Raw genomic sequence first — 25,796 nt, 5'->3', positions numbered from 1 at the left:
GAAGGGATAAACCCCTTCGTTTTTTCACTTTCACGAAGAGTAGCAGTAGAGGAACTATGTAGAAAATGCGGATATCGTAAACGATTTGGGAAATAGTCAGGAGTAAGTAGGGTAGACGGATTCGTCTAAACTCTATCCTTTTAATGTAATAAAAAAAGAACCCTAAGATTTTGGTCTTAGGGTTCTACTATGTTTTAAAGTTTTCTTACAAAGAAATTCTATATGACTAGTTAACTAATAGACAACTTGTCCAATAATCTATTTTGTCGCTTTTCGTCCTACTAATACCCAGTACAGAGATAAACTGAAAAGGGTAATGAGTACGAGAATGAATAGAATATTACTAAACATGGAAGCATCTAAATTGCTTGTAATCCCGAAGAAGCTTTGTCGCATTGCAGAATGGTCCATCATTGCTGCTGTATAGGCGATTCCGATTGACATAGCGACACTAAGTGTTAAATTATAAAATCCGATTGCTGTTCCTGTTTTTTCTTTTTCAATCGTACAAATGCAAGAATCAAGTAATGGTGCATACATGAATGCAAATGAACTAGAGAAGAGAATCATAGATATTACGAATACAACAACAGAAGTTTTTATAAAGATTCCGCCTAATAGTAAGCTAATCATAATGCTACACATAGCGAGTGTAATACATTGCTTGCTTCCTAGAACCTTCGCGATTTTTCCAGAAAGAGCCCCAACTACAGCAGCTGCGATATAGCCTGGAATCAATAATAGTGAAATGGTATCTAGCTGCAAACCATAAATCTTTTCAAGCAAGAATGGAAATAAGAAAATATATGCTAACTGTACAGAGTAAATTACAAAAGCAACTCCAAGCAATGAGATAAATTGTTTATTTTTAAAGAATGAAATTCCGATAAACGCTTTTGAGTTCTTGCTGATATAAGTAAGGAACAATGTAATTGCAACAATAAACAAGATAAGGTACATCCAATTGAAATCGGTAATATATAGTAGTAGGGATGCTGAAATGGTTCCAACTAGCAATAATCCTAATACATCTACATTACTGTTTTTCGTTTCTTCCTTAGGAAGATATTTTAAAATAAAAGGAAGTGTGAAAAGTGTTACTAAAGAAAGTAAAAACAGAGTTGTCCAATGGAAGTACGTAGAAACATAACCTCCAGTTAATGCACCTATAAGTTGTGAAAGAGCAAAACTGCTTGTACTTAATCCTAAAAATTTCTTTTGTTCATTTGCAGGTAAATGTTTTGTTACAAAGATAACATATAATGTTTCAGCTGATGCTAAACCTGCAGTTTGGATCATTCGTGAGATAACAACTAGTAAAAACGAGTGTTGAAAAATATATCCCATGATTGAACCGACACAGATTAAAATAATACCAACGCTAAAAAGTTTTCTAATACTAATGGAATCCGCCAAAGTTGCGTACACCACAGCCCCAATTCCAATCACAAGGCCAGCTAGAGTTGCTTGCCAGCTAACTGTTGTCGCTGAAATGTGAAAATCCTTTGCCATATCAACAGAAATAATCTTAAACGAATTGTCAATTACTAAACATAATAGAAATAACAGTAAGGTAATAGGTACTGCTTTCTTAGCACTATATTCCTGAGTTTTCTTCATGCTCACATCTGCAGTTGTTGTAGACATAGTTATATTCCTCTCCTTTTGTTATGCAGGAAATTGTCTTCCTGATTCATGATTGTCTCGCTTTTATAAAGGAAACGTTTCTATAAATGACTAAAAATATCTTGCCTTTTGATTACGCTTTCATGATCATGCGTGATAGCCCTTTAAAATATACAATATCGTATGGTTGTATGCATCTGGGTAATGAAAACGATATCATACACTTCCTTCTTATGATGTTTATAAGGAACTTACATGAATAACCAAAACCATCTTACCTTCTGATTGCGCTTTCATGGTAATGTATGATAACTCCTTGAAGTATACAATATTGTACAGTTGTCTAAAAACTTGTATACATCTTAACAATGAAAAGGATACCATACCTTTCATTGGCTCACAACCCATCTTTCTTTCGGAATTTGTCTTTTTTGTTACAAAAAAAGCGATGTATTTCGTATGAAATACATCGCTTTATATAAAAGATGAACCGAAATGTCTTATCTTATATGAGCGTATAGGGAATCCCACTTTCAATTAGAAAGCCTTAATAGGGGGAGCACGATACGTCTATCAAGCATTGAGAAGAAAAAAGGAACAAAAAAATTATATCGCAAAGTATCTTGATCAACATAGAGTTCTCTGTGAAAAGAGCCCTGAATATTAGGGCTCTTTTTAGAAGGATTTAAATCTTTCACTTCCAGTTACTTTATGAATAATATAGTTCACTCCATGATACGTTACGCCAAATAATATGAAAAATAGCATCGCTAAAATGATACATATAATAAAATCTACAATACCCCCATCGAAACTAGCATCCGCATTGATAAAATCTAATTTCTCCTCTTTACTGATTATATACCCTAGAATATAGGACAATACAACGCAGATTACAAAGGATAAAGCAAGATATACTGTAAATTCTCGATTCAATATTGCATCCACTATGTAATAACCAAGTACTAAAAATGCCAATAAAAGCACTAAGAAAAATAATGCTTTAAAAAATTTTTTGACATAAATCCAACATTGAAACAAAAATTGTCTAAATGTTTTCCGGTTACGTCGTTTCTTTTTGTGTCGTCTTTTTTGTGCGCCTTCATTTCAAGCATCCGTCCATAATCATTGTTTTTCTATAATTATATCATTGGGCAATAATGAAATGTACTTTTAATATTCAAAAAAATGGAATTCCCTTAAAATTTAACAACAAGGGATACCTCGTTTTATGAAGAATTGTAGGCTAGAAATTTTTAAATGAGGTGGTAGTTATATGTTAAGTGAATTATATCCGAATCGATTTAGCGAATTTTAAATGAGTTTTAATCAAACTTTTTTATAAAAACTAAATTCAGATTTCTAATAAAAGAATCCATTTTGATTAATCTTTTTTCAAAATGGATTCTTTTGTTTTGATGTAATATGAGAGTTTGAGAAGTATTTTTGATCAAACTTTATCACGTATAGCCCTCCACGAATGGAAGTTTCTAAGAGATAATGGATTGCTCATTCGATTATTTAGACGTTTTAATCCTAATTTGACTAAATTCTATTGGTATATAGTATTTATTATAAACCACAGGGTATTTATCGCTGATATATACACTTTCTAAAATCAAATCACATTCCTCTCCGTGGAAAATTTGGTATTTTAATGACGGAGTGTTGACGGAATTAGAACGTTTAATTTCAATGGTAGAGGAATTAGCGAGTTCATATACTTTCTCCTCCAACATTTCCAATACTTGCTTCTCGTTTTGTAAGTCAAGATTTAATTTGGAAACAGCTTCTATTGGCATCATCGTAAAAGCAAAAGCAACTATCTTATCGTTACTTTTATACCAGCGTTCCAACGCAACCACTGCACTCATTTCTTGATTTAATACTTGCATTGCATAGTCCGTTACTAGGTCAATTCGGAAATTCAGTTCGATATCATCTATTTTTTCCGTATAGCATTTATATAAGGGATTCCCCAACTTCTCCAGGCCATCGTTACTTTCATTATGATGAAATTTTGTAATGAAATTTCCTTTTCCATGGATATTTTTAACCAATCCATCTTCCTGCAAAAGTGCCAAAGCATGTCTCAATGTCATTCTGCTCACGCCAAATATTTTGGCCAATTCGGGTTCTGTTGGAAGCTTGCTGTCAGGAGGAAATGTTCCATCCATGATTAATTTATACAATTGGTCATACACAGTGACGAATAGCGGTTTTTTTTGTTTATTGAGTTCATGAAGTTTATTGTTCATTTTCTTTTACCCCTATAGTTTATAAATTCCGTTTCTTCTCGTTTTATCCCGCTCAAACGGTCGGTAATGTAGATTATTTCAAGAAGAAAAACCGTCCGTAAGAGCCCGATTGGTGAGAGCTTTCCATCAGCAGAAAAAGCATCTGCTGATGGAAGTTTCACTTTATAGTAGATTATTTTCTTTGTTCTATTGTAACTTACTTTTTTGTGGAAATTAATAAGCTTTCAAAAATTCATTATCATTTGCACTAGGTGTGTTTGTCTCGCTATTTGTGGATAGTAAGATCCGCACCTCAAGGTTCAGAGAAAAGTGAAGAAGATAGGTGGGGGATAATTGTCCGTAAAAGCTCGATTGGTAAAAGCTTTCCATTAGTGGGGAGGAAGAAGACCCCCACTGATGGAAGTTTCACTTTATTTAATACGCAAAACAAAAAAGCCCGGCATATGCCGAGCCTTTTTATTATTTGCTAGATGAACCAGATGAGCTAGGTGCGCCAGGTGTACTTGCTTTCGGAGCTTCGAAGATATCTTTTAAATCTTTATCGTTAATCTTCACATCTGCTTTTTTCATTTCTTTTGTAACAAGATCGTTCATGAATTGTGGATCTTGGATTTTCTTATCAACAAGTTCCTCTTTAATACGATCTTTTTCTTGGTCGAATGGTTTCAATTCTTTAATGTCAGTTACTTTGATGATATGGTAGCCAAATTGTGATTTTACAGGTTGACTGATTTCATCTTTTTTCAATTTATATGCAGCATCTTCAAATTCTTTTACCATTTTACCTGGTCCGAAGTATCCTAAGTCGCCGCCTTTATCTTTTGAACCTGTATCTTCAGAGTATTGTTTTGCTAAGTCTTCAAAAGATTTTCCTTGTGCTAGTTCAGCTTCTACTTTTTTCGCGGTTTCTTCATCTTTTACAAGAATGTGGCTTGCTTTGATTTCAGGTTTGTAATTTGCTTTTGCTTCTTCATCCGTGATGCTTGCCTTTACAGCTTCTCTCATTGAAAGCTCAGCGCGAACGGAATCTTTTAATTGTTTCTCAGTCATACCGCTTTGCTTTAATAAAGCATCGAATTGATCACCGTATTGCTTTTTATATTCGTCATATTTTTTATTAACGGCATCGTCTTTTACTGGGTAATTTTTAGTGAATACTTTTTCCATTGTCATGTTACGTAAGACGTTTTGACCGCCTTGTTTCTTCATTGCATCATAGAACTCATCTTTTGTTATATCGCCAGCTTTTGACGTTACAACCTTGTCCGAAGTGCCACATGCTGATAATGTGAACACGCTTGTTACAGCTAGAGCAAGTATTGCTTTCTTCATGAAATAAACACTCCTACTATTATGTATTTTTTATAGTATAAGCAATATGTACTAAATTTAATATAACATATTTCAACATGTTTTCCTATTGATAAAGGAAAATTAACCATTTGCTGGTGAGGATTGTAAGATTAGGCCATTTCACCATTTTAGGTTTATAGGCATACAAAATAAGGTGAGGGGGTTGAAATTATAATGAATCAACAATTAATTTTGTTGCTTGTGTTATTTATTTTATTGGTGATAGTAGGTATAATTTGTTTATAAAGGAAAAAAGTGAGGAAGGGGGTTCCCTTCCTCACTTTGCATGAAATATAATTTCTATATAACTAGAAATTAATAAAATAGTGATACATACATTAATGAACCGAAAGACACCCGTTTTGCGTCGATCAGACATTTGTTTTTGTTGACACAGTGTGTGCGCCATGAAATTCGTATAAACTAGAACAATAAGTGCAAAAGCGATAAATATAATTGTCACGAGGAGAGTCCTCCTTTGGCGAAAATACATATAATTGAATCTATTGTATCATACGATATTTTGTTCGTGTTATAAAATTCTGAAATAGAGAAACTTGTATTAGAAAGAGAGGGAAGAAAGTGGACGTTGTCAAACGCTTAGAACAAGCAGAATATTATGTATCGCTTCTTTTTAATATGATAGATGAACAAAAGTGTCCATTTTACTCTTTAATTATAAAGAAGAAAGTGATGAGACGTGATGTAGATCGTTTGTTAGTTCTTTGTGAAGAAATGAACGAGCAATACATAATAGAAAAGCAAGAAGGTTTACTTTTATTTGATGAATTGTTGAATAAATTTGAAAAAGCGCTTCCACGAAGCCTCGAAGGAAAAGAGACCGCAGAAGCGCTTGAGCGTCAAGGTTTATTTCAACCATTAATGCAAGAATTTATACGTATGATGGCATTAAAAGAATGAATTTAAAATTTTTTAACAAGTTTTTCATCGAGCTCTGTAAAATTGTCCTCGATATTATCCAGGGATTTCTCGAAAATGTCGATAAAATCTTGCCCGTAAATATTTCGTAAAATGGCGATTAATTCGATATTTTCTGGGAATTTACCATAAAAATTACGAAGAGCCAAAGCGCCATTAAAGACAGAATTACTTTCAGGGTCATACTCCTCCATCAATTGCAGCAGCAATTGCTCTCCCATATCCGTAATCTCGATGTATGTGTTTCGCTTGTCATCTTCTTTTTTGAAAAAATAAGTAAACCGCGCTCTTCTAGTTTTTTAGAGAAGTTAAAAGCTGTGGATACATGCATTACGCCGAACTTTGCAATTTCTGAAATAGAAGCCCCTTTTAAATGATACGCAATCCATAAAATGTGATGCTCATTAATGTTTAAATCGTATGGTTTAATCCATTGCTGCCAATCTTTTTCTACAGATTTCCATAATGCTTTTGATAGTTGAGCGATGCGTTGACTGAAAATCATCGCTTCTTTTATCGAATAACTTTTTTCCCCGCTTTTCATTCATTCACCCACTTTATACAATTCTTATTCATTAGTATCTATTATGCCAGTAAAATAAAAATTAATAAAGTCTTTTTGTTAGAATTGTGAAAATTTTTCGGAAAAATGACAAAACTATACAAATTCCGAGTTAATTTGGAAGCGTTTCATTGCGGATTAGGGTAAAGATTAACGTAATTTTATTCTCATTTGCATGAAAAAAGGAAACAGTGTAATTGTATAAAAAATACGGCACATGTATGTCATGTGCCGTGTAAGAGAAGAGCCGAATCAAAAATATTTGTTATATACGAAAAGTTACGCTTTATCAGGAACTGCTTGTTGTAATTTTTCAATTGATTTTTGAATGTCTTCAATTTCTTGTTCAATATGGCGTTTGTTTTGAGAAATATCTTGTCTCCATACAGAGAATGTTTCGTGCATATCATTTCTTAATTCTTGAATTACCCCTTTTCCTTCAGAAGCTGTTTCAACAATTTGTCGTTTTAATAATTTAGTATCTGCTGTAATATCAGATAATGTTTTCTTTATATCATTTCCTTTTTCTTTTAACTTACTTCGCATATCTTTTCCAGATGAAGGAGTGGAAAAGAGCACAGCAAGTCCAGCGACAGCTCCGCCGCAGATGACGCCAGTTAGAAAGAATTTAGATTTTGACATAAAAAGGACCTCCTTAATTGGTTCAACTAACCATCAGTTGATGGAAGTTTTACTTTATCGTTGTACTCATGATGTGTAAAAACGTGCATATGCATAAGACAAGGGGGAGAAAAGTGAAATGGATTACAACAATTTGTTTTATTGTCAGTCTTTTCTTTCTTGTACGAGCAATGCAATTACTTTTCATTTTAAAACAGAAAAGATCGTATCCGCCAATACTTTTGGTGAAACAACAAACTGTTAGGTTCGCTTTCATTGGCGGGATATGTATGGTATGTACAATTTTATTGTACATACTACAATAGGTTATCTATTCAGATGAAACGGTTAGTCTGTCTTAATATGTTATATAAGAAAGATTATCTGCAAAATCTGATCTTTTCAACTCATCAGTCCCGATGAAAGTGTTATACTACTTTACACTAGTTGCAATTGTGTTTGCAATGTTGTGTAACTCTTCCATTGTGTAATCACCTTGATGAGATTTCCACACAGCGCCAAATCCGTCCTTTCCACCGTAGCGTGGAATTAAATGAAGATGGAAGTGAAAGACAGTTTGGCCTGCTTTTTCTCCGTTATTATTTAATAAGTTAAAGCCAACTGGATTGTACTCGGTTTTAATAGCGTTCGAAATTTTTGGAACGACAGAGAAAATGTGTGCAGCAATTTCTGGTGTTAATGCAAATACATCTTGTTTATGTACTTTTGGAATTACGAGTGTATGTCCTTTTGTAACTTGGCTAATATCTAAAAAAGCAAGTACATGCTCATCTTCATATACTTTTGCGCAAGGAATTTGCCCTTCAATAATTTTACAAAAAATACAATTATCTGCTGTATGATTCATATTCCTCATCCTTTCAGTGGTCTTAGCCGTATTTTACCATAATTACATAGTAGAAAAAACACGAAAAGCAGGAAGCTAATTAAGCTTCCTGCCTTCTGAAGAAGGGTTGAAAAAGCGTTTTCGTTTAATCTACCTTTAACAGACACCTCATTTATTAGGAAATGCGTGGTAATTCGACATCTACTCTGCCGTCGACACCCCATTTACAATGAAATGATGTTGCAATCCTTCTGAAATGACTTGTTTATTTTATAAAACAGTATCTACTCTCCTCGAGACACCCCGTTTCTAAAATTAAACAATTATCTGCTCCGTGTAAACTCACTCACTTTGTCCATTATAGACACCCCATTTCATGATGATTTCGCTATGCTGTGTTCATCACTTTTATGGTTGCTTTTTCAATGTGTTCCTTCCTCACTAATTATGATGTCCGCTTTTGTAAAAGTTATGTAAAGGAAATTTTTTCTTTTTAAAAAAGTTCCGTACTATGTAGGAGCTTTAATTTTTTGGTAAGATGATTACACATACATAAAGAAGAAAGTGGTGTCATATGGAACAATTATTGCGAGTGGAAAATGTCACAGGTGGATATACAAAACGGCCTGTATTGCAAAATATTTCATTCTCCGTTAAGAAAGGGGAACTTGTCGGTTTAATTGGTTTAAATGGTGCAGGCAAGAGTACAACAATTAAGCACATTATCGGATTGATGGAGCCGAAACAAGGTCACATTACGATTAACGGCAAGACATTAAAAGAGGATATGACAGCATATCGCTCTAGTTTCTCATTTATTCCAGAAACACCTGTGTTATATGAGGAGTTAACATTAGAAGAGCATTTAAAGCTAACAGCAATGGCATATGGCGTTGAGGAAAAAGAATATGAAGAACGTGTAGGAAAACTGTTAAAAGAGTTTCGCATGAAAAATCGTTTAAAGTGGTTTCCATCCCATTTTTCAAAAGGGATGAAACAAAAAGTAATGATTATGAGCGCCTTTTTAGTGCAGCCTTCTCTGTATATTGTGGATGAACCGTTTATTGGATTAGACCCGTTAGCCATTCAATCGCTTTTGCAAATGATGGATCAAATGAAGAAAAGCGGTGCTGGCATTTTAATGAGTACACATATTTTAGCAACAGCAGAGCGTTATTGTGATTCGTTCATTATTTTGCATCAAGGCGAAATTCGTGCACAGGGCACACTTGAAGAGCTGCAACAGCGGTTTAACATGGCGGGTGCAACGCTTGATGATATTTACATTGCACTAACGAAGGAAGAAGATGCTGATGAATAGTAAAAAGTTATGGAGCGAACGGTTTCGTCATTTTTTAAAAGAAATTCGTACATATGGTAAATATGTGTTTAATGATCATTTAAAATTTATTTTTGTATTTATCATCGGTGCGGGTGCATATTATTATCAGCAATGGTTACAAACATTAACACCTTCATTTCCAGCAGCATTTGTTATAGCAGTTCTATTGGGCCTTGTATTAACTGCAGGATCGATTCAAACGTTATTAAAAGAAGCGGATCTTGTATATTTACTGCCGGTAGAAGAAAAATTAAAAGCATATTTCACAAAAGCATTTCAATTTACGTTTCTCATCCAGTTGTATCTGGTAGCGATGGCAAGTGCAGCGATTGCTCCGCTCTATTTCCAGCAGACGCAACAATCCGGAACAACATACATAGTAATTGTGCTCGCTATTGTGTTAAGTAAAGCTTGGAATTTATTTGTCACCTGGGAAAAGTCTTATATGACGGATAACCGTATTCACCTCATTGACTGGTTGGTCCGTTTTGTGCTTAACTTTTTCTTTGTTTATTTCCTTGTAGCGCGCGCTTCGGCTGTTTATATGGGCGCAATCGTTTTTGCAATGGTGGTTTATCTTGTGTTTTTGCAGCGAAAAGTAAAAGGAAAACCGCTGAACTGGGAATACTTAATTGCTGAAGAAGGAAAGAAAATGTTATTGCTATACCGCATTGCCAATATGTTTGTCGATGTGCCGGCGTTAAAGGAACGTGTATCTCGCCGGAAATGGCTTGATTTTATTCTCAATACCGTACCAGAAAAACGACCATATTTATTCTTATTTGTTCGTACGTTTTTACGTTCAGGAAATTATCTTGGATTGTATGTTCGTCTACTTATAATTGGCAGCTTGATTTTATACTTTGTTCCATTTCTATATGCACGTCTTATTGTCAGTGTCGTGTTTTTATATTTAATTGGCTATCAGTTGCTAAGCTTATGGAAGCATCATCGTTTGAAGTTATGGATGGATTTATATCCTATTTCAGAGGAAGCGAAGATGAAGGATTTTCTCGCATTATTATGTGCTATCCTTTGCATAGGTGGTGTAATTTTCACCGTGCTATTTGCGGTTGCAACGAAGGATATGATGATGACAGGAATCGTATTTTTTGAAAATATGTTATTTAGCGTTGGATTTGTATATCAATACGGCGCAAAGCGCTTAAAAAAATTATCCCGCACTTAAAATATAGGTGAACAAATTCGATGAATGGAAGTTTCACTGTATATTGAAAGGAAGAAAAGTATGACTGAATATGAACAAAAGGTCATCTTAGAATTGCAGCAGTGGAAAAGAAAAATTATAAAAAACTCTTCCGCAATGACACGTTTTTCAAAAGCAATGCAAACGAAAGTGCAGCAATTCATTCCAGCAAAAGTGCAAAACATATTAACAGAAACGATTAAAACGATGGTGCAAGGAATTAGCATCGGTTCAAATTTTATCAAACCGAAGTTAAAAGAAACGGATTGGTCATTGCAAAGAAGAGATGAAGAAGTGCTAAAGAAAATGGATGAATATAAAAAGATTGCAGCTGCGGAAGGAGCTGGAACAGGAGCAGGAGGTTTCTTGCTCGGTCTTGCTGACTTCCCACTTTTGCTTAGCATTAAAATTAAATTTTTATTTGATGCGGCGACATTGTACGGCTATGATACGAGTAAAAAAGAAGAGCGGTTATTCATTCTTCATGTATTCCAACTCGCTTTCTCAAGTGATGATCATCGCAAAGAAATATGGAAGGCTATTGAAACGTGGGATACGAATATAGAAAATCATATTGATTGGGAGAAATTTCAGCAAGAGTACCGGGATTATATTGACTTAGCCAAGATGCTGCAGCTTGTACCAATTATCGGTGCGCCGGTGGGGGCGTACGCGAACTATCAACTTTTACAGCGGCTCGGTGAAGTGACAATGAACTGCTATCGGCTGCGCTTCTTACAGCAACAAGGCATGATATAACATAGAAAACTTTCGTATCTATATAGATGCGAAAGTTTTTTTATACCCTCAAAAAAGGAAAACATTTACTAAAAATAACTTGTTTTCCAATTATGTTTTTTATATGATTAATGCAGTTTGGTAACTAAGGTTATAGATTCATAGAAAAGATGTACTAGATGATGAAATAGAGGTGAAACGATGCAACCATTAGAAAATCAAATTCATTCCAGCATGGTACGGGTATGGCAAATTAGCTCGCTTATTACATCTGGAGTCGGTCTTATTATTACAATTGCTTATTTTATATTTATGATTAAATTTGATTGGACAGGCTGGATATTTGGTGCGCTTGTAATAGGGCTTCTTGCGTATGCGCCGCTCAGCTATCTTGTTTTTCCAAATTTACGTCAACGCTATCATAGTTATCAATTAAATGAAGAAGAGATGGAAATTCAACATGGAATGTTCGTTGTTCAGCGCGTATTAGTGCCGATGATTCGTATTCAGCACATAACGATTGAACAAGGTCCAATTATGCGTAAGTATGGCTTAACAGAATTAAAAGTATCTACAGCTGCAATGACGCACGGTATTCCTGGTTTAACGATGAGAGAAGCAGAACAATTAAAACGTCAAATTTCTGAACTGGCGAAGGTAAGTGATGAAGATGTATAAGAGGCAGCATCCAATTACCATTTTATTCGAATTAAAGATTAAAGATCTTCTGCCAACATTTCTACTTCTCTTTAGTACGAAAGGTAAATTTCCATTTTGGTATTTGATTCCATTTGGGATTTTCGCATTTACCATTCTTTCTACTATGATTGAATGGTATTACAAAGTGTATTGGATTGAAAATAATACTCTACATATTAAACATGGATTATTTGTGAAAAAAGAAAGCTACTTAAATAAAGAGCGTGTGCAAACAATCAATACAAGCTCCAATGTTGTCTATCAATTGTTAGGTTTAACGAAATTAAAAATTGAAACGGCTGGTGGAGGCCATGAACCAGAGGTAAGCTTAGCAGGGATTACAAATGATGAGGCAAAGCATTTAATTTCTCTTCTAAATGAAGAAGCGAAAATAGAAAATCGGTTAGAAGAAGAACAGCATGCGCAAACGAATGAAACAAATACAGCTGTTTATAAACTAACAGTAAAAGAAATTCTTCTTGCATCTATTACATCCGGTCAGTTTGGGTTGTTATTTTCGTTTCTTTTCATATTTGCGCAAGAGCTAAAAGACTATCTTCCACAGCATCTTATCAATGCAGTCGAAAAATATGTGGAAAATAGTGATATGTACGGCTGGATGTATATGGCGGCAATTTTACTTGTATTTTCATGGGTTATTTCAACACTTTCATATGCATTTAAACATGCGAATTTTACTGTTTATCGAAGAGGAGATGAAATTCGCATTTCGCAAGGGCTATTTGAGAAAAAGGAACTTGTGTTAAAGTTGCATCGGATCCAAGCCATTACGATTAAAGAAGCGTTGCTTCGCCAACCGTTTGGTTATTGCTCGGTGCACGTAGAAGTAATTCAAAGCGTTGGAAAAAATGAAATGAATGTCACGCTTCATCCCCTTATGAAAAAAAGGACGTGCAACAATTATTTGAGCACTTGCAATTACCATACAAAATAGAGGAGCGTGTAACACATTTACCAAAGGCTGCACTGCGTCGCTACCTCATTAATAGTTGGATTATTTGTATGATATTTGCAATACCGATTGCCGGAGTCAGTATATATTTTAAACAATATATAGGGTTATTTGTGTTAATTCTATTGTTTATTCTTTTTACAGCTCTTGGATATGGAAAATTTACAACAGGCGGATATGCACTGCAACCTAATCAGTTCACAATTGTATATCGTGGCATTGCTAAATATACGGGATTAGTGAGAAAAAGACATATTCAATCGATGAAGAAAAGTCAGTCTTACTTCCAGCATAAAGATCAATTGTGTACGTATATGTTTGCGGTTGCATCATCAGGTGCGGGACGGCATTATGAACTAAAGCATACGAGATTAGAAGATGCGGAGAAGATGCATAGTTGGTATAAGCAAAAAGATGAAAAAATAGTTGTAGACTGAAAGAGCGTTTGAGTATAAAGTGTTGTTAATATAACGATATTCAATATATAGAAACATATAAAAATTCTTCAGTTTACATAAAGTGAAACTTCCAGCAGTGGGGGCTTACTGCCTGCGAATAGCAGAATAAATTTGATAGAGTTAGAAAGAGATGTAAGCAGAAGGAAAGGCTTGCATCTTTTTTTATTTTCTATAAAACCGATTCAATCTTTCAATCGTTACCTTACATATAAATAAAAAATTGAAGGAGGAGTCAGTATGAAAGCATGGCAATGTGTTGTAGCAGTATTAGCGAGCATTTTTTTATTAACAGCGTGTAATAGCGATAAGAAAGAAGAGGCTCAAAGTAAGAAAACGAGTGGAGAAAACGTGAGTGAAGTTTCTAGTAATAAGGACGAATCTCTTAGTTTACAATTATTAGAGAACGATAAGGTTGGAAAATACTTAGCAGATTCAAACGGAAAGACACTCTATTATTTTGCAAAAGACACATCTAAGGTAAGTAATTGTAGTGGTGACTGTGTAAAACTTTGGCCGCCATTTGTTGCAAAAGATTTTGAAGTGCCAAAAGGATTTGATAAAAAAGACTTTGCTACGATAACAAGAGAAGATACGAAAGAACAACAAGTAACGTATAAAGGCTATCCCCTTTACTATTTTGCGAATGATAAATCAAAAGGAGATATAAATGGACAAGGGGTTAAAGATATATGGTTTGTGCTGAATAGTGAAACTACATTTAAACAGTAAACAGTGGTAAATATTCTGTTAAACGGAGCGACCAGCGTTGTTGGTGGTTCCTATTTTTCTTCCTGAATTATATAATTAAATAAATTACGAATTATCAGAAATGAATGAAAAAACAGGGAGTGCAGGTGAGAATGAAAGAAAAAAATGATTATGAGTTAATGCAATTAGTAAAAAGGAACTATCGTCCCGCATTAGAAGAACTATATGAACGATATATTAAGTTGATATATAGTTTTACTTTTAAGTTTTTCCAAGGAAATGAAGACAAAACAAAAGAAGTCGTTCAATTAGTTTTCTTAAAACTTTGGACAACGAAAAGTATGTATAATCCTTCAAAAGGTGAGTTCGTAAATTGGATACTTACTATTACGAGGAATATATGTATTGATTATGTCCGAAAAGAAAATAAAGAACTTATGTATAGGAAGTTTGATGATGCTGAAAAACCTATACATATAGCAGATTCAAAGAATGAAATCGAGAAAAAGCTGCACAGTGTTGAAATTCAAAAGGCAAAGCAGAATTTGTCTACGTCTCAAAAAAGATTAATCGACTTGCTATATTGGAAAGGTTATTCCCTTAGTGAGATTGCTAAAATGGAAGATGAACCATTGGGAACCACGAAAAGTCGTCTTCATCAATCTTTAAAGCAATTAAAAAAATATCTAGAATAGAGGGGATAGTATGGAGAGAGAATGTGAGCATTTATTATCCTACGTTACGAATACATTTGATGATAAAGAAGAAAAAAGTTTAAAGAACACTTAAAGGTATGCCCGAAATGTCAAGCTGAGTATCAATCAATGCAGCCAGCTTGGGAAGCGCTGCATTTCGATTTTGAGGAGAAAGAAGTACCAGCCACATTAAAAGCTGAAGTGTTTGATTTTATATTTGCAGACGAACAAACGAATGAAGATAACAGAGTAACAGCGAAATTGAAAGAATGGACGGCTTTACTAAAAAAACAATTTACACCGTTGGCAACAGGATTACTAGTAACAATGTTAGTGATTACAGTAGCATTAACAATCGAAAATTCGCAATTAAAAGTACAACCTTTAGCTAAGCATGGATTAAACAGTGATCCAATTGAAGTAATTTCTACTCGTCCATTAGTATCAAACGATCAAAACCATGAAAATACAAAGGGATATATGTTTGTTATACAACAAGGAGATAAGAAAAAATTAGTTGTACAAGCTGATCATTTGCCACAAGTAAAAAATTCAGAAGTGTATCAAGTTTGGTTATTAAAAGATGGAGAAAGAAAAAACGCTGGAATCTTTAAACCTGATGAAACTGGTTCAGGACTTCTGACATATGAAATTTCACAAACACAGTCCTTTGATAACATCGGTATTACACTTGAGCCAGATTCGAATAGTACGAAACCTCTTGGTAAAAAGATACTAGGAACGTAAAACATATGTTGTAGTGAATTCAAATTTTTTAAAGTGAAACTTCCATTAGTGGAGGGCTTGACCCCAACTAATGGAAGTTTCACTTTATTTTTATTCATGATACCAAGACCTGTAAAAACCTTCGAAGATGATACATAAAGGATATGTTTTTTCAAATAATAAACGTACCATCATTTGGAAAGAAGGGTGAGGCGTGAAGAATACAAAGATGTTTCTCATTGGCTTTGTTTCAATTTTTATATTTGCAATTGTTCTATATAAACTGATTATATTTGCTGGTGGTTATATGATGGATGAAAAGCGTCTTGTATTTCACTCTTCATCACGTATCGTTGATCAGAAGGGTAAAGAAATCACGAAACTTTACGTGGAAAATCGAGAATTGGTACATATTGAAGATATCCCAACATTTGTTCAACAATCGTTTTTAGCTGTTGAAGATTCACGTTTTTATAAACATCATGGTGTTGATTTTTCTTCTATTATACGAGCACTTTATAAAGATATTTTAGCTGGAGAGAAAGTAGAAGGCGGGAGTACGATTACACAGCAGCTTGTGAAAAATGTCTTTTTGTCACATGAAAAAACGTTATTTCGCAAAATGAAGGAAGTTGCAATTGCGTTTCACTTGGAGCAGAAATATACGAAGCAGCAGCTTTTAGAAATGTATTTAAATCATATTTATTTTGGGCACGGGGCATACGGCATTCAAGCAGCTGCAAAATTTTATTTTAATAAAGACGCGCAGCAGTTAACGGTCGAAGAAGGTGCGATGCTCGCTGCTCTTCCGAAAGCACCGAATAGCTATTCTCCGTTTTTGTATCCTGAAAAAAGTAAGGAACGCCGGGATTTGATTTTATCGTTAATGCATAAGCAAGGATATTTATCGGCAGAAGAAACAGTTCGTTATCAAGGGAAAACGATTGCTCTTCATACAAATCGAAATGAACAGAAGCTTGCTTATATGCCATATATCGATATGGTAGTCGATGAAGCAGCTCGTACGTATGGATTATCTCATCAAGAAGTATTGCGCGGAGGATATACATTTGTTGTTGCGATGGATGACAAGATGCAAAAGGTAACGTATGAACAATTGCAAAATGTCCGTAATTTTCCAATGCAAGACGATGAGATGCAAGGTGCTGTTCTCTTAATGGATAGTAAAACAGGCGGGATAAGAGCCGCAGTTGGAGGAAGGCATTACTTAGCACGCGGGTTAAATCGAATTTACGCAAAGCGGCAGCCGGGATCTGTATTAAAGCCGCTTCTCGTATATGCACCAGCACTTGAAACGAAAAAATATACACCGTATTCTTTATTAACAAATGAACAAAGTTCGTTTGATGGCTATGAACCGCACAATTACAACAATCAATATTCGAAGGAAGTAACGATGTATGATGCGCTATTAGAATCGACAAATGTCCCAGCTGTATCTCTTCTGCATGAAATTGGCGTGGAGGAAGGAATGCGATATTTAGAAAAAGGAGATATCTATATTCCTGAACACGGTCTTAGTACTGCGCTTGGCGGTTTAAAAGAAGGAGTTTCCCATTTGAACTTGTGAAAATGTATCGTGCATTTGTAGAGGGTGGAAAAATCGTTGAACCGCATGTAATTGAGAAGGTGTTGAATCGACACGGAGAAATCATTGGACAAGCAACAGGAAAAGAAATAAAAATTTTTTCTAAGCAAACTGCTTGGTATATGACAAAAATGCTTGAAGGCGTTGTGAAAGAAGGAACTGCACAAGATGGTGTATATAAAGGAGCACTTGCTGGGAAAACAGGAACAACCTCTTTGCCAAATCAAGAAAACGGAGCAAGAGATGTTTGGTTTGTTGGTTATACACCAGATTTAGTTGGGGCTGTTTGGATGGGGTATGACCGCACTGATGACAAACATTATGTGCGTGGCAGCAGTGCCTATCCAACAAAACTATTTAAAACAATTTTAGCGAAAGTAAATGTACAAGATGAAAAGAAATTTGTACAGCCACGCGGTGTTGAAACAATTGGGATGCCGATTCGCTTAAGTAAAGTGGATGGTTTAGAAGCTAAGTTAATGTTTACCCCGCTTGGTTTATTTACAGCAAAACTAACATGGAATCAACTTCCTGATAAGAGAGTTCAATATCGAATTTACAAAATAGACAATGGGAAAGCAACTCATGTAGATACAGTAACAGGAAAAGGTGAATATGAAGTAAAGTTTATGAACGTTTTTAAAGCACCTCGTTTTTATGTTGTACCATTTAATCCGCAAACGAATCGAGAAGGAGAAAAAACAAAAGAGGTTAAGCCGTAAATTCAGCTTGTGCTATAATGAAAATGTTCCGAAAAAAGAAGGGATTTAGACATATGTTTGTGTCAATTTCATGAACATCGTACATAATGTTGTACATTTTGTTTTTACAGATTGTATAGTAAGAAAAGATAAAAAGGATAGGATTCGTTAGGTGGATTAGAAAAAGGGGGACAAGGGTTTTGGTACGACAAATTAATGAAACATTTTTACAAGCATGCAGAGGAGAGCGTACGGATTATGTACCAGCATGGTATATGCGCCAAGCGGGTCGCTCTCAGCCGGAATACAGAAAGATTAAAGAAAAGTATTCTTTGTTTGAAATTACACATCAGCCAGAGCTTTGTGCTTATGTAACGAAGCTGCCTGTTGATCAATATAACGTTGACGCTGCTATTTTATATAAAGATATTATGTCACCGCTTCCAGCGATTGGTGTGGATGTAGAGATTAAATCTGGAATTGGGCCTGTGATTGATAATCCTATTCAATCGCTGCAAGATGTAGAAAAATTAGGAGAAATTCATCCTGAAGATGACGTTCCATATGTATTAGATACGATTCGTTTATTAACAACGGAAATGCTTGATGTTCCGCTAATCGGATTTTCAGGAGCACCGTTTACGCTAGCAAGTTATATGATTGAAGGCGGACCGTCTCGCAATTATCATAAAACGAAAGCGTTTATGTATGCAGAGCCGAAAGCATGGTTTGCGCTAATGGATAAGCTTGCAGATATGACGATTACGTATTTAAAAGCGCAAATTAATGCTGGTGCAAAAGCAATCCAAATTTTCGATTCTTGGGTTGGTACAGTAAATGTTGCGGATTACCGCTTATATATTAAACCAGCAATGGAGCGTATTTTCACAGAGCTTCGTCCTATGAATGTACCGCTTATTATGCACGGCGTTGGAGCGAGTCATTTAGCAAATGAATGGCATGACTTGCCACTTGATGTTGTCGGTTTGGACTGGCGTCTGCCGATTGAAGAGGCGCGTGCGCGCGGTATTCAAAAGGCTGTGCAAGGAAATTTAGATCCATCTATTTTACTTGCACCGTGGGATGTTATTGAAACGCATGTAAAAGCGATTTTAGACGAAGGAATGAAACAGCCGGGATACATATTTAACTTAGGACATGGTGTATTCCCAGAGGTAAATCCAGAGACGTTAAAACGTATGACTGCATTCATACACGACTATTCAAGAGAACAGTTGGCGAAGTAAAGGAGAAGCCGCATGAAAAAGAAAATCGGTTTACTTGTGATGGCATATGGAACGCCTTATAAAGAAGAAGATATTGAACGTTACTATACACATATTCGCAGAGGAAGAAAGCCAAGCGCAGAAATGTTAGAAGAGCTAACAGAACGCTACCGAGCAATCGGTGGCATTTCTCCTCTAGCAAAGATTACGCTTGAGCAAGCAACAAAGTTAGAAGCGTATTTAAATGAAATGCAAGACGAAGTAGAGTTTAAAATGTATCTCGGCTTAAAACATATTGAGCCGTTTATTGAAGATGCTGTGAAGAATATGCGCGAAGATGGAATTAAAGATGCAATTGCCCTTGTTCTTGCGCCGCACTATTCTACATTCAGCGTAAAGTCGTATGTAGGAAGAGCGCAAGAAGAAGCAGAAAAAGCTTGGCAGCTTGCAAATTCATGGTATTGACAGTTGGCATAAAGAACCGAAATTTATCGATTACTGGGTTAACCAAGTAAAAGCAACATATGAAACAATGACAGCTGAAGAGCGTGAAAAAGCTGTTCTTATCGTATCAGCGCATAGTTTGCCAGAGAAAATCATTGCGCTTGGTGATCCGTATCCAGAACAATTAAGTGAAACGGCTGATTATATCGCCCGCGGAGCTGAAGTGGAAAATTATGCAGTAGGTTGGCAAAGTGCCGGTAATACACCAGATCCATGGATTGGGCCAGATGTGCAGGATTTAACACGTGAATTGCATGAGAAATATGGATACACTTCTTTTGTATATGCACCTGTTGGATTTGTTGCAGATCATTTAGAAGTACTATATGACAATGATATTGAATGTAAAATTGTAACAGAAGAAATAAATGCAAAGTATTATCGTCCAGAAATGCCAAATGCAAGTGCTGCATTTATTGCTTGTTTAGCAGATGTTGTTATAAAAAAGTGGAGTGCAGTTTCATAAAGCGAGGAAGGAGGAAGCAGACTTGAAAAAGAAGGTAGTAATTATAGGTGGCGGGATTTCCGGCTTAACAACAGCATATTACTTACAAAAAGAAATTCGTGAACAAGGAATGCCGATTGATACGATGCTTATTGAAGCATCAGGTAGGCTCGGAGGGAAAATTCAAACATTGCAAAAAGACGGATTTACAATTGAACGTGGTCCAGATTCGTTCTTAGAGCGAAAAGAGAGTGCAGCAAGGTTAGCACGAGAATTAAATCTTGGCGATGAACTTGTCAACAATGCAACAGGAAAATCGTTTGTTCTTGTAAATAATCGTTTGCATGGCATTCCAAGCGGTTCGATGATGGGGATTCCAACGCAAATTAAACCATTTGTATTTTCTGGGTTATTTTCTCCTATCGGCAAGGTGCGAGCAAGCTTTGATTTTGTGCTTCCTCGTTCTAAGCCAATATCGGATCAATCACTCGGTCATTTTTTCCGTCGCCGTTTAGGAAATGAAGTGGTTGAAAATTTAATTGAGCCGTTGTTATCAGGCATTTATGCTGGTGATATTGATCAGATGAGTTTAATGTCGACGTTCCCGCAGTTTTATCAAGTAGAACAAAAATATCGCAGTATTTCGCTCGGTATGCGTACATTGGCACCGAAAAAGCCAAAGGACGCGAAGGCAAAAGGAATCTTTTTAACGTTGAAAACAGGATTACAATCCATTGTAGATGCAATTGAAGAAAGATTAGAAGATGAAACGGTTATGAAAGGAACGCGCGTTGAAAAAATCACAAAAATTGGTGATTGTTATAGCATTACACTTAGCAATGGTAAAGAAATAGAAGCCGATGCTATTGTTATGGCTGCATCTCATAAGTGGTTGCCAGCGATGTTTTCTCAATATAAACAGTTCCGTTTTTTCCGCAACATTCCATCTACGTCAGTTGCGAATGTAGCGTTAGCGTTCCCAGAAGAAGCGATTCAGCGTGATATTGAAGGAACAGGATTTGTTGTCTCTCGTAATAGTGATTTTACGATTACAGCATGTACATGGACGCATAAAAAATGGCCGCATACGACGCCGGAAGGAAAAGTGCTCTTGCGCTGTTATGTGGGACGCCCTGGTGATGAAGCAATTGTGGAGCAGACAGATGAAGAAATGGTTCGTGTCGTGTTAGAAGATCTGCAAAAGACGATGGATATAACAGCTGAGCCAGAGTTTACTGTTGTCAGCCGCTGGAAAGATGCGATGCCGCAATATACGGTTGGTCATAAAGAGCGTATGGAAACTTTAAAACAGTTCATGAATGAAGAATTACCTGGCATTTATTTAGCAGGAAGCTCTTATGCTGGCGCTGGATTGCCAGATTGTATTGATCAAGGCGAAGCAGCGGTGAAATATGTGTTATCTTATTTAGAACAAACGAAACAAAAAGAGTTAATAGCACAATAACAGAAGCATCCCTATTCATTAGGGATGCTTTTTATTGTAGTGTTCCTGTTCGTATTCAAGTGATTGTTGTGTTGGATTGTCATTCATTGTAATAGAAGGAAATTGTTCTTTTTTCACGAAAGAGTAAGCTAACTAAGTACACATGGCTCTGAAAAGGTATAGGACAAATCTATATTATAATCCCCAATTATACTTATTTTAAAAAGTTAATAAAGTTAAGGAGAAATATTTTATGGGAAAAAAAGTATTGTTTTTTGGAGATTTTGGAATTGATGATGCGATAGCTCTTACATATGCCCATTTAACAGATAAAATTGATGTTATAGGAATTGTTGCGGACTATGGGAATGTACCCAAAACAGAAGCTATTAGAAATGTTCGTTTTTTACTTAAAAGTGTAGGAAAAGAATATATAAAGGTTTTTGGTGGGGCAGAACATTCCATGACTGCAGAAGTTGAAACTTTTTACCCAGAAGTTCATGGGAAATTTGGGATAGGACCCATTCAACCAGGACTAGAACTTAAAATGTTTGAGAATTTTTTTGAAGTTCTCAAACTTATTAACCAGTACAAAAATGAACTTATTATCGTGAATACTGGAAGATTAACTTCTCTTGCAACCTTATTTCTTCTTTATGGAGATGTGATGAAAAATGTCCATTCTTATTATATCATGGGGGGGCTTTTCTATATCCAGGGAATGTTACTCCAATTGCAGAAGCTAATTTTCATGGTGATCCTGTAGCGGCTAATATTGTAATGAGATACGCAAAAAATTTATCAATTTATCCTTTGAATGTTACACAATCAGCTATCGTAACACCAGAAATGGTTAATTATATCCATTCTAAAGGAAAAACTAAGTTTTTAAAGCCTCTTTTAGACTATTACTATTATCAATTTTATCAAAAAAAGTTCCTGGAATACAAGGTAGCCCGGTTCATGATGCGCTGACTTTGATTGCACTTAATCGTGATGATATTTTTACGTACTACCAATCGTCTGTGATGGTCAATGTACCTGGTAATTTACGAGGACAAAGCATAGGAGATTTTAGATCCACTTTGGAACCCGAAACATTCGGTAATCGTCCAAAACATAGGATCGCAATACATATGAATTACGAACAGTTTTTTAAGGAGTTTATGACTGTAATGACTGGAGAGCTATTTTAGTGAAAAATCGTATGTAGGACTGTGAAATACCATTATAGTTTTTATACTTAAGGTCAAGTAGGGGGCTCTTGTAATGTAAAGACGAAATCGTTCTGCAGAATTTAAACAACAGGTGGTACAAAAAGAAAATCGTGTACTCCATAGATGGCGTACGCCTAGCGATGAAAACGCAAGGGTAAACACATAAGAAAGTCATAAAAGACTCCGTAGAAAGTAGTAAACTGGATTCATCATATGTTCATAGAAAGAAAGTTTAATCTCCTACTGAAGTAAGAGGTTAATTTTTTGTAAATTCTAACAAATATAATATTCTTTATAAAGAATCCCTGCTATGATAGAACATGCTAGAGTATAGGACAAACATTTAGGGGGAGGATTTCTTTGAAAAAGCTAGCAATCATCTTTTTTTCACTCGTGTTCGTTGTGTTAGTAACAGATATTGTAGCGAAGGCTGAACAGGAACAAGTATTAACTGTTGATGAAGCAATTCAATTGTTTCAGCAGCAAGGAAAGAAACAAGCGGTTGTAGAGGGGTATATTGTTGGGTACACGCAAAATCCAGGTAAATATACGAAAGACCCAGCGAAATTTGGAGATACAAATGTTGCAATTGCTGCTTCTCCGGATGAAATAAACGCGGATAAAATTATGCCAGTTCAGCTTCCAATAGGTGAAGTTCGTAAAGCAGTGAATGTAAAAGATCACCCAGAAAATATAGGGAAAAAAGTGCGTTTAACAGGTACGTTAGATAGTTATTTTAGTAGTCCAGGGTTAAAATCTGTTACAGCTTATGCGTTTCAAGATAATGAGAATCATAAGGTGAGCGATGTAATCGCTAACCCAAATGGGGGCGAAGTAGACAAAGGAACAGCTGTAACATTAACAACTGCAACAGAAGGTGCTGCTATCTATTACACATTAGATGGATCAAATCCAACGGCTCAGAGTATTCTTTATAATGAACAAATTGTACTTAATGAAAATAGTGTCATTAAAGCGATTGCAGTGAAAGAGGGATTTGAAGATTCTCGCATTGCAACATTCTCGTTTACGATTGTGAAAAATGACCCTATTCGCATTCATGATATTCAAGGGAAATCGCACGTTTCTGCTTATGATGGAAAAGATGTAAAAGTCGTTACAGGTATTGTTACACAAGTAGATAAGTATGGATTTTATATGCAAGATCCCCAGTCTGATGAAGACCCAGCTACTTCAGAAGGAATTTATGTCTATAAGAAAGATGGGGGCGTGAAAGTAGGTGACCTAGTTTCTGTAGATGGACAAGTTGAGGAATTTATTGGGCCAGGATATGCAGAACGTTTTGAGACAGATTTATCGATTACAGAAATTAAAGCAAAGCAAGTTACAATTAAAGCGAGTAATCAAAAATTACCAGAAGCAGTTGTATTAGGAGAAAATGGTGTGAAAATACCAGATCAAGTCATTGATAATGATGGATTCGGTATGTTTGATCCAGCAGAAGATGCAATTGATTTTTATGAAAGTTTAGAAGGAATGCTTGTAACACTGCCACAACCAAAAGTGATTGCACCGCAAAAAACGGTAACTTGTATGTAACGATTGCTAATGGCAGTCAGAAAGTAACAACAAAATTCGGGACGCCGCTGCTGCAAGCTGACAATTTAAATCCAGAGCGCCTTTCCGTTAAGGTCGCACGTAATTATGTAGCAAAAGCAGGAGATCAACTTCTTGGAGATGTAACAGGTATAGTTGGTTACGACTACGGAAGTTATCGTATTGCCCCAATCGGAGAGCTTCCAGCGCTGCAAGATGGTGGATTTAAACAACTTGGTGCAAATATTCAACCGCGCCTTGATAAATTAACAATTGCAACATATAACATTGAGAACTTCTCAGCAAATATAAAAGAAACGTCCGATGAAAAAGTAAGACGTCTTGCTTACGCAATTAAATACAATTTAAAGATGCCAGATATTATTGGTGTTCAAGAAATGCAAGATAACAATGGAACAATAAATGACGGTACAACAGATGCATCACTTAGTGCAAAACGTTTAATTGATGCGATTCAGGAAATTCACGGACCAAAGTATGAGTATGTAGAGATTGCACCAGAAAACAATAAAGATGGCGGTGCACCAGGAGCAAATATTCGTGTTGGTTTCTTCTATAATCCATCTCGTGTGAAATTAGCACAAAAGCCGGTTTTACTTGAGAAAAATGTTGTACGAATTGGAGAAAACAATCCATTATTTGACGATACACGTAAACCGTTAGCTGCTGAGTTTACGTTCCAAGGCCAGAACATCGTTGTTATTTCCAATCATTTAAACTCTAAATTAGGAGATGCACCGCCGTTTGGAAAAATCCAGCCGCTTGTACTAAAAAGTGAAGCAAAACGTGTGCAACTTGCTGAGGAAGTCAATGGTTTCGTAAAAGGTATTCAGGGACGACATGCAAATGCACCAGTTGTTGTAGTCGGTGATATGAATGACTTTGAATTTTCTAAACCAATGCAAGCATTAAAGGGAGACATCATGAAAGAAATGCTTGAAACAGTTCCGCCAGAAAATCGCTATACGTATATTCATGACGGAAATGCACAAGTGTTAGATCATATTTTCGTAACGAATAACATTGCACCGCACACCATTGTTGATCCAGTTCATTTAAATGCAAATGTCATGGAAGAGGATGGACGCATGAGTGATCATGATCCGGTACTTGCACAGGTGGATTTAAAGAAAGCTTCTTAAGGGAAAGATAAAGTGAAGCTTCCATCAGTGGGGGTCTTACTGCCCGTTCATGCGGGATAAAACACACTCGTCTGTCGTACAGACGAGTGTGTTTGTTTACTTTTGTTATTTTTTGATACAATGAGGGATAATGAATTTTATTTTTTAGAAGTAATGCTGAATTTCCGTTTAAAATAAA

At 35.7% G+C, this 25,796-nt stretch carries 18 protein-coding genes and 8 pseudogenes; 18 read left to right on the top strand and 8 right to left on the bottom strand.

Features of this window, described 5'->3' with window-relative positions; genetic code table 11:
• Nucleotides 1–18: 18 nt before the first annotated feature.
• Nucleotides 19–96, top strand: a pseudogene (locus ACEWFJ_RS19300) (SPASM domain-containing protein); the annotation flags it as partial.
• 162 nt (nucleotides 97–258) lie between these two features.
• Here ACEWFJ_RS19300 and ACEWFJ_RS19295 read toward each other — a convergent pair.
• The 4 genes from ACEWFJ_RS19295 to prsA form a co-directional block, all read right to left on the bottom strand.
• On the bottom strand, nucleotides 259–1,647 hold the full coding sequence (locus ACEWFJ_RS19295; protein WP_473689565.1) for an MFS transporter: 1,389 nt from the start codon (nucleotides 1,645–1,647) through the stop codon (nucleotides 259–261).
• Nucleotides 1,648–2,301: 654 nt separating this feature from the next.
• Complete coding sequence (locus tag ACEWFJ_RS19290; protein ID WP_473689564.1) at nucleotides 2,302–2,562, bottom strand: hypothetical protein; 261 nt, start codon at nucleotides 2,560–2,562, stop codon at nucleotides 2,302–2,304.
• Between the two features lie 581 nt (nucleotides 2,563–3,143).
• Nucleotides 3,144–3,884: a GntR family transcriptional regulator gene (locus ACEWFJ_RS19285; protein WP_473689563.1), complete on the bottom strand. Its 741-nt coding sequence runs from the start codon at nucleotides 3,882–3,884 to the stop codon at nucleotides 3,144–3,146.
• Nucleotides 3,885–4,343: 459 nt separating this feature from the next.
• Complete coding sequence (gene prsA / locus ACEWFJ_RS19280; protein WP_473689562.1) at nucleotides 4,344–5,216, bottom strand: peptidylprolyl isomerase PrsA; 873 nt, start codon at nucleotides 5,214–5,216, stop codon at nucleotides 4,344–4,346.
• Nucleotides 5,217–5,411: 195 nt separating this feature from the next.
• On the opposite strand from prsA, the pseudogene ACEWFJ_RS19275 reads away from it, so the two are divergent.
• Nucleotides 5,412–5,483 (top strand): annotated as a pseudogene (locus ACEWFJ_RS19275) (YjcZ family sporulation protein); the annotation flags it as partial.
• Nucleotides 5,484–5,514: 31 nt separating this feature from the next.
• Here the strand turns inward: ACEWFJ_RS19275 and ACEWFJ_RS19270 are convergent.
• Nucleotides 5,515–5,730 carry a hypothetical protein gene (locus ACEWFJ_RS19270; protein ID WP_473689561.1) on the bottom strand — a complete coding sequence of 72 codons (216 nt, stop codon included), beginning with the start codon at nucleotides 5,728–5,730 and terminating at the stop codon, nucleotides 5,515–5,517.
• A gap of 89 nt (nucleotides 5,731–5,819) precedes the next feature.
• On the opposite strand from ACEWFJ_RS19270, the gene ACEWFJ_RS19265 reads away from it, so the two are divergent.
• Nucleotides 5,820–6,158, top strand: a complete 339-nt coding sequence (locus ACEWFJ_RS19265) for a DUF1878 family protein (RefSeq protein ID WP_473689560.1) — start codon at nucleotides 5,820–5,822, stop codon at nucleotides 6,156–6,158.
• A gap of 2 nt (nucleotides 6,159–6,160) precedes the next feature.
• Here the strand turns inward: ACEWFJ_RS19265 and ACEWFJ_RS19260 are convergent.
• Nucleotides 6,161–6,720: pseudogene (locus ACEWFJ_RS19260) on the bottom strand (HTH-type transcriptional regulator Hpr).
• Nucleotides 6,721–7,017: 297 nt separating this feature from the next.
• On the bottom strand, nucleotides 7,018–7,380 hold the full coding sequence (locus ACEWFJ_RS19255; RefSeq protein ID WP_473689559.1) for a YtxH domain-containing protein: 363 nt from the start codon (nucleotides 7,378–7,380) through the stop codon (nucleotides 7,018–7,020).
• 113 nt (nucleotides 7,381–7,493) lie between these two features.
• On the opposite strand from ACEWFJ_RS19255, the gene yhzF reads away from it, so the two are divergent.
• The gene (gene yhzF / locus ACEWFJ_RS19250) at nucleotides 7,494–7,685 is read left to right on the top strand and encodes a membrane protein YhzF (protein WP_098306019.1); all 192 of its coding nucleotides are present in this window, start codon (nucleotides 7,494–7,496) and stop codon (nucleotides 7,683–7,685) included.
• Nucleotides 7,686–7,792: 107 nt separating this feature from the next.
• Here the strand turns inward: yhzF and ACEWFJ_RS19245 are convergent, their stop codons facing one another.
• On the bottom strand, nucleotides 7,793–8,227 hold the full coding sequence (locus tag ACEWFJ_RS19245; protein WP_098306021.1) for an HIT family protein: 435 nt from the start codon (nucleotides 8,225–8,227) through the stop codon (nucleotides 7,793–7,795).
• Nucleotides 8,228–8,780: 553 nt separating this feature from the next.
• Between ACEWFJ_RS19245 and ACEWFJ_RS19240 the strand changes: the two genes are divergently transcribed.
• From ACEWFJ_RS19240 to ACEWFJ_RS19175, 14 genes and pseudogenes are all read left to right on the top strand, one after another.
• The gene (locus tag ACEWFJ_RS19240) at nucleotides 8,781–9,527 is read left to right on the top strand and encodes an ABC transporter ATP-binding protein (protein WP_473689558.1); all 747 of its coding nucleotides are present in this window, start codon (nucleotides 8,781–8,783) and stop codon (nucleotides 9,525–9,527) included.
• Nucleotides 9,520–10,737, top strand: a complete 1,218-nt coding sequence (locus ACEWFJ_RS19235) for an ABC transporter permease (RefSeq protein WP_473689557.1) — start codon at nucleotides 9,520–9,522, stop codon at nucleotides 10,735–10,737. The genes ACEWFJ_RS19240 and ACEWFJ_RS19235 overlap by 8 nt, the downstream gene beginning before the upstream one ends.
• A 60-nt stretch (nucleotides 10,738–10,797) precedes the next feature.
• Nucleotides 10,798–11,514 carry an EcsC family protein gene (locus ACEWFJ_RS19230; RefSeq protein WP_473689556.1) on the top strand — a complete coding sequence of 239 codons (717 nt, stop codon included), beginning with the start codon at nucleotides 10,798–10,800 and terminating at the stop codon, nucleotides 11,512–11,514.
• A gap of 180 nt (nucleotides 11,515–11,694) precedes the next feature.
• Nucleotides 11,695–12,171, top strand: a complete 477-nt coding sequence (locus ACEWFJ_RS19225; protein WP_098306027.1) for a PH domain-containing protein — start codon at nucleotides 11,695–11,697, stop codon at nucleotides 12,169–12,171.
• Nucleotides 12,164–13,602, top strand: a pseudogene (locus tag ACEWFJ_RS19220) (PH domain-containing protein). The gene ACEWFJ_RS19225 and the pseudogene ACEWFJ_RS19220 overlap by 8 nt, the downstream one beginning before the upstream one ends.
• A 258-nt stretch (nucleotides 13,603–13,860) precedes the next feature.
• Nucleotides 13,861–14,352, top strand: a complete 492-nt coding sequence (locus tag ACEWFJ_RS19215; RefSeq protein ID WP_473689555.1) for a COG4315 family predicted lipoprotein — start codon at nucleotides 13,861–13,863, stop codon at nucleotides 14,350–14,352.
• A 131-nt stretch (nucleotides 14,353–14,483) separates the two neighbouring features.
• Nucleotides 14,484–15,026 carry an RNA polymerase sigma factor gene (locus ACEWFJ_RS19210; protein ID WP_473689554.1) on the top strand — a complete coding sequence of 181 codons (543 nt, stop codon included), beginning with the start codon at nucleotides 14,484–14,486 and terminating at the stop codon, nucleotides 15,024–15,026.
• A 129-nt stretch (nucleotides 15,027–15,155) separates the two neighbouring features.
• Nucleotides 15,156–15,773: an anti-sigma factor gene (locus tag ACEWFJ_RS19205; RefSeq protein WP_473689553.1), complete on the top strand. Its 618-nt coding sequence runs from the start codon at nucleotides 15,156–15,158 to the stop codon at nucleotides 15,771–15,773.
• 208 nt (nucleotides 15,774–15,981) lie between these two features.
• A pseudogene (locus ACEWFJ_RS19200) lies at nucleotides 15,982–18,083 on the top strand (transglycosylase domain-containing protein).
• Nucleotides 18,084–18,262: 179 nt separating this feature from the next.
• Nucleotides 18,263–19,309 (top strand): uroporphyrinogen decarboxylase, encoded by a 1,047-nt coding sequence (hemE, locus tag ACEWFJ_RS19195; RefSeq protein WP_473689552.1) that lies wholly within the window; start codon nucleotides 18,263–18,265, stop codon nucleotides 19,307–19,309.
• Nucleotides 19,310–19,321: 12 nt separating this feature from the next.
• Nucleotides 19,322–20,258, top strand: a pseudogene (hemH, locus tag ACEWFJ_RS19190) (ferrochelatase).
• A gap of 22 nt (nucleotides 20,259–20,280) precedes the next feature.
• Complete coding sequence (hemY, locus tag ACEWFJ_RS19185) at nucleotides 20,281–21,702, top strand: protoporphyrinogen oxidase (RefSeq protein WP_473689551.1); 1,422 nt, start codon at nucleotides 20,281–20,283, stop codon at nucleotides 21,700–21,702.
• A 232-nt stretch (nucleotides 21,703–21,934) separates the two neighbouring features.
• Nucleotides 21,935–22,877, top strand: a pseudogene (locus ACEWFJ_RS19180) (nucleoside hydrolase).
• 414 nt (nucleotides 22,878–23,291) lie between these two features.
• Nucleotides 23,292–25,618: pseudogene (locus ACEWFJ_RS19175) on the top strand (DUF6359 domain-containing protein).
• Nucleotides 25,619–25,796: the final 178 nt, after the last annotated feature.

This window comes from Bacillus sp. EA-CB0995, from assembly GCF_055814245.1.
Note: the sequence above shows the minus strand (reverse complement) of the source record. Positions and strands in the feature narration are given on the sequence as shown.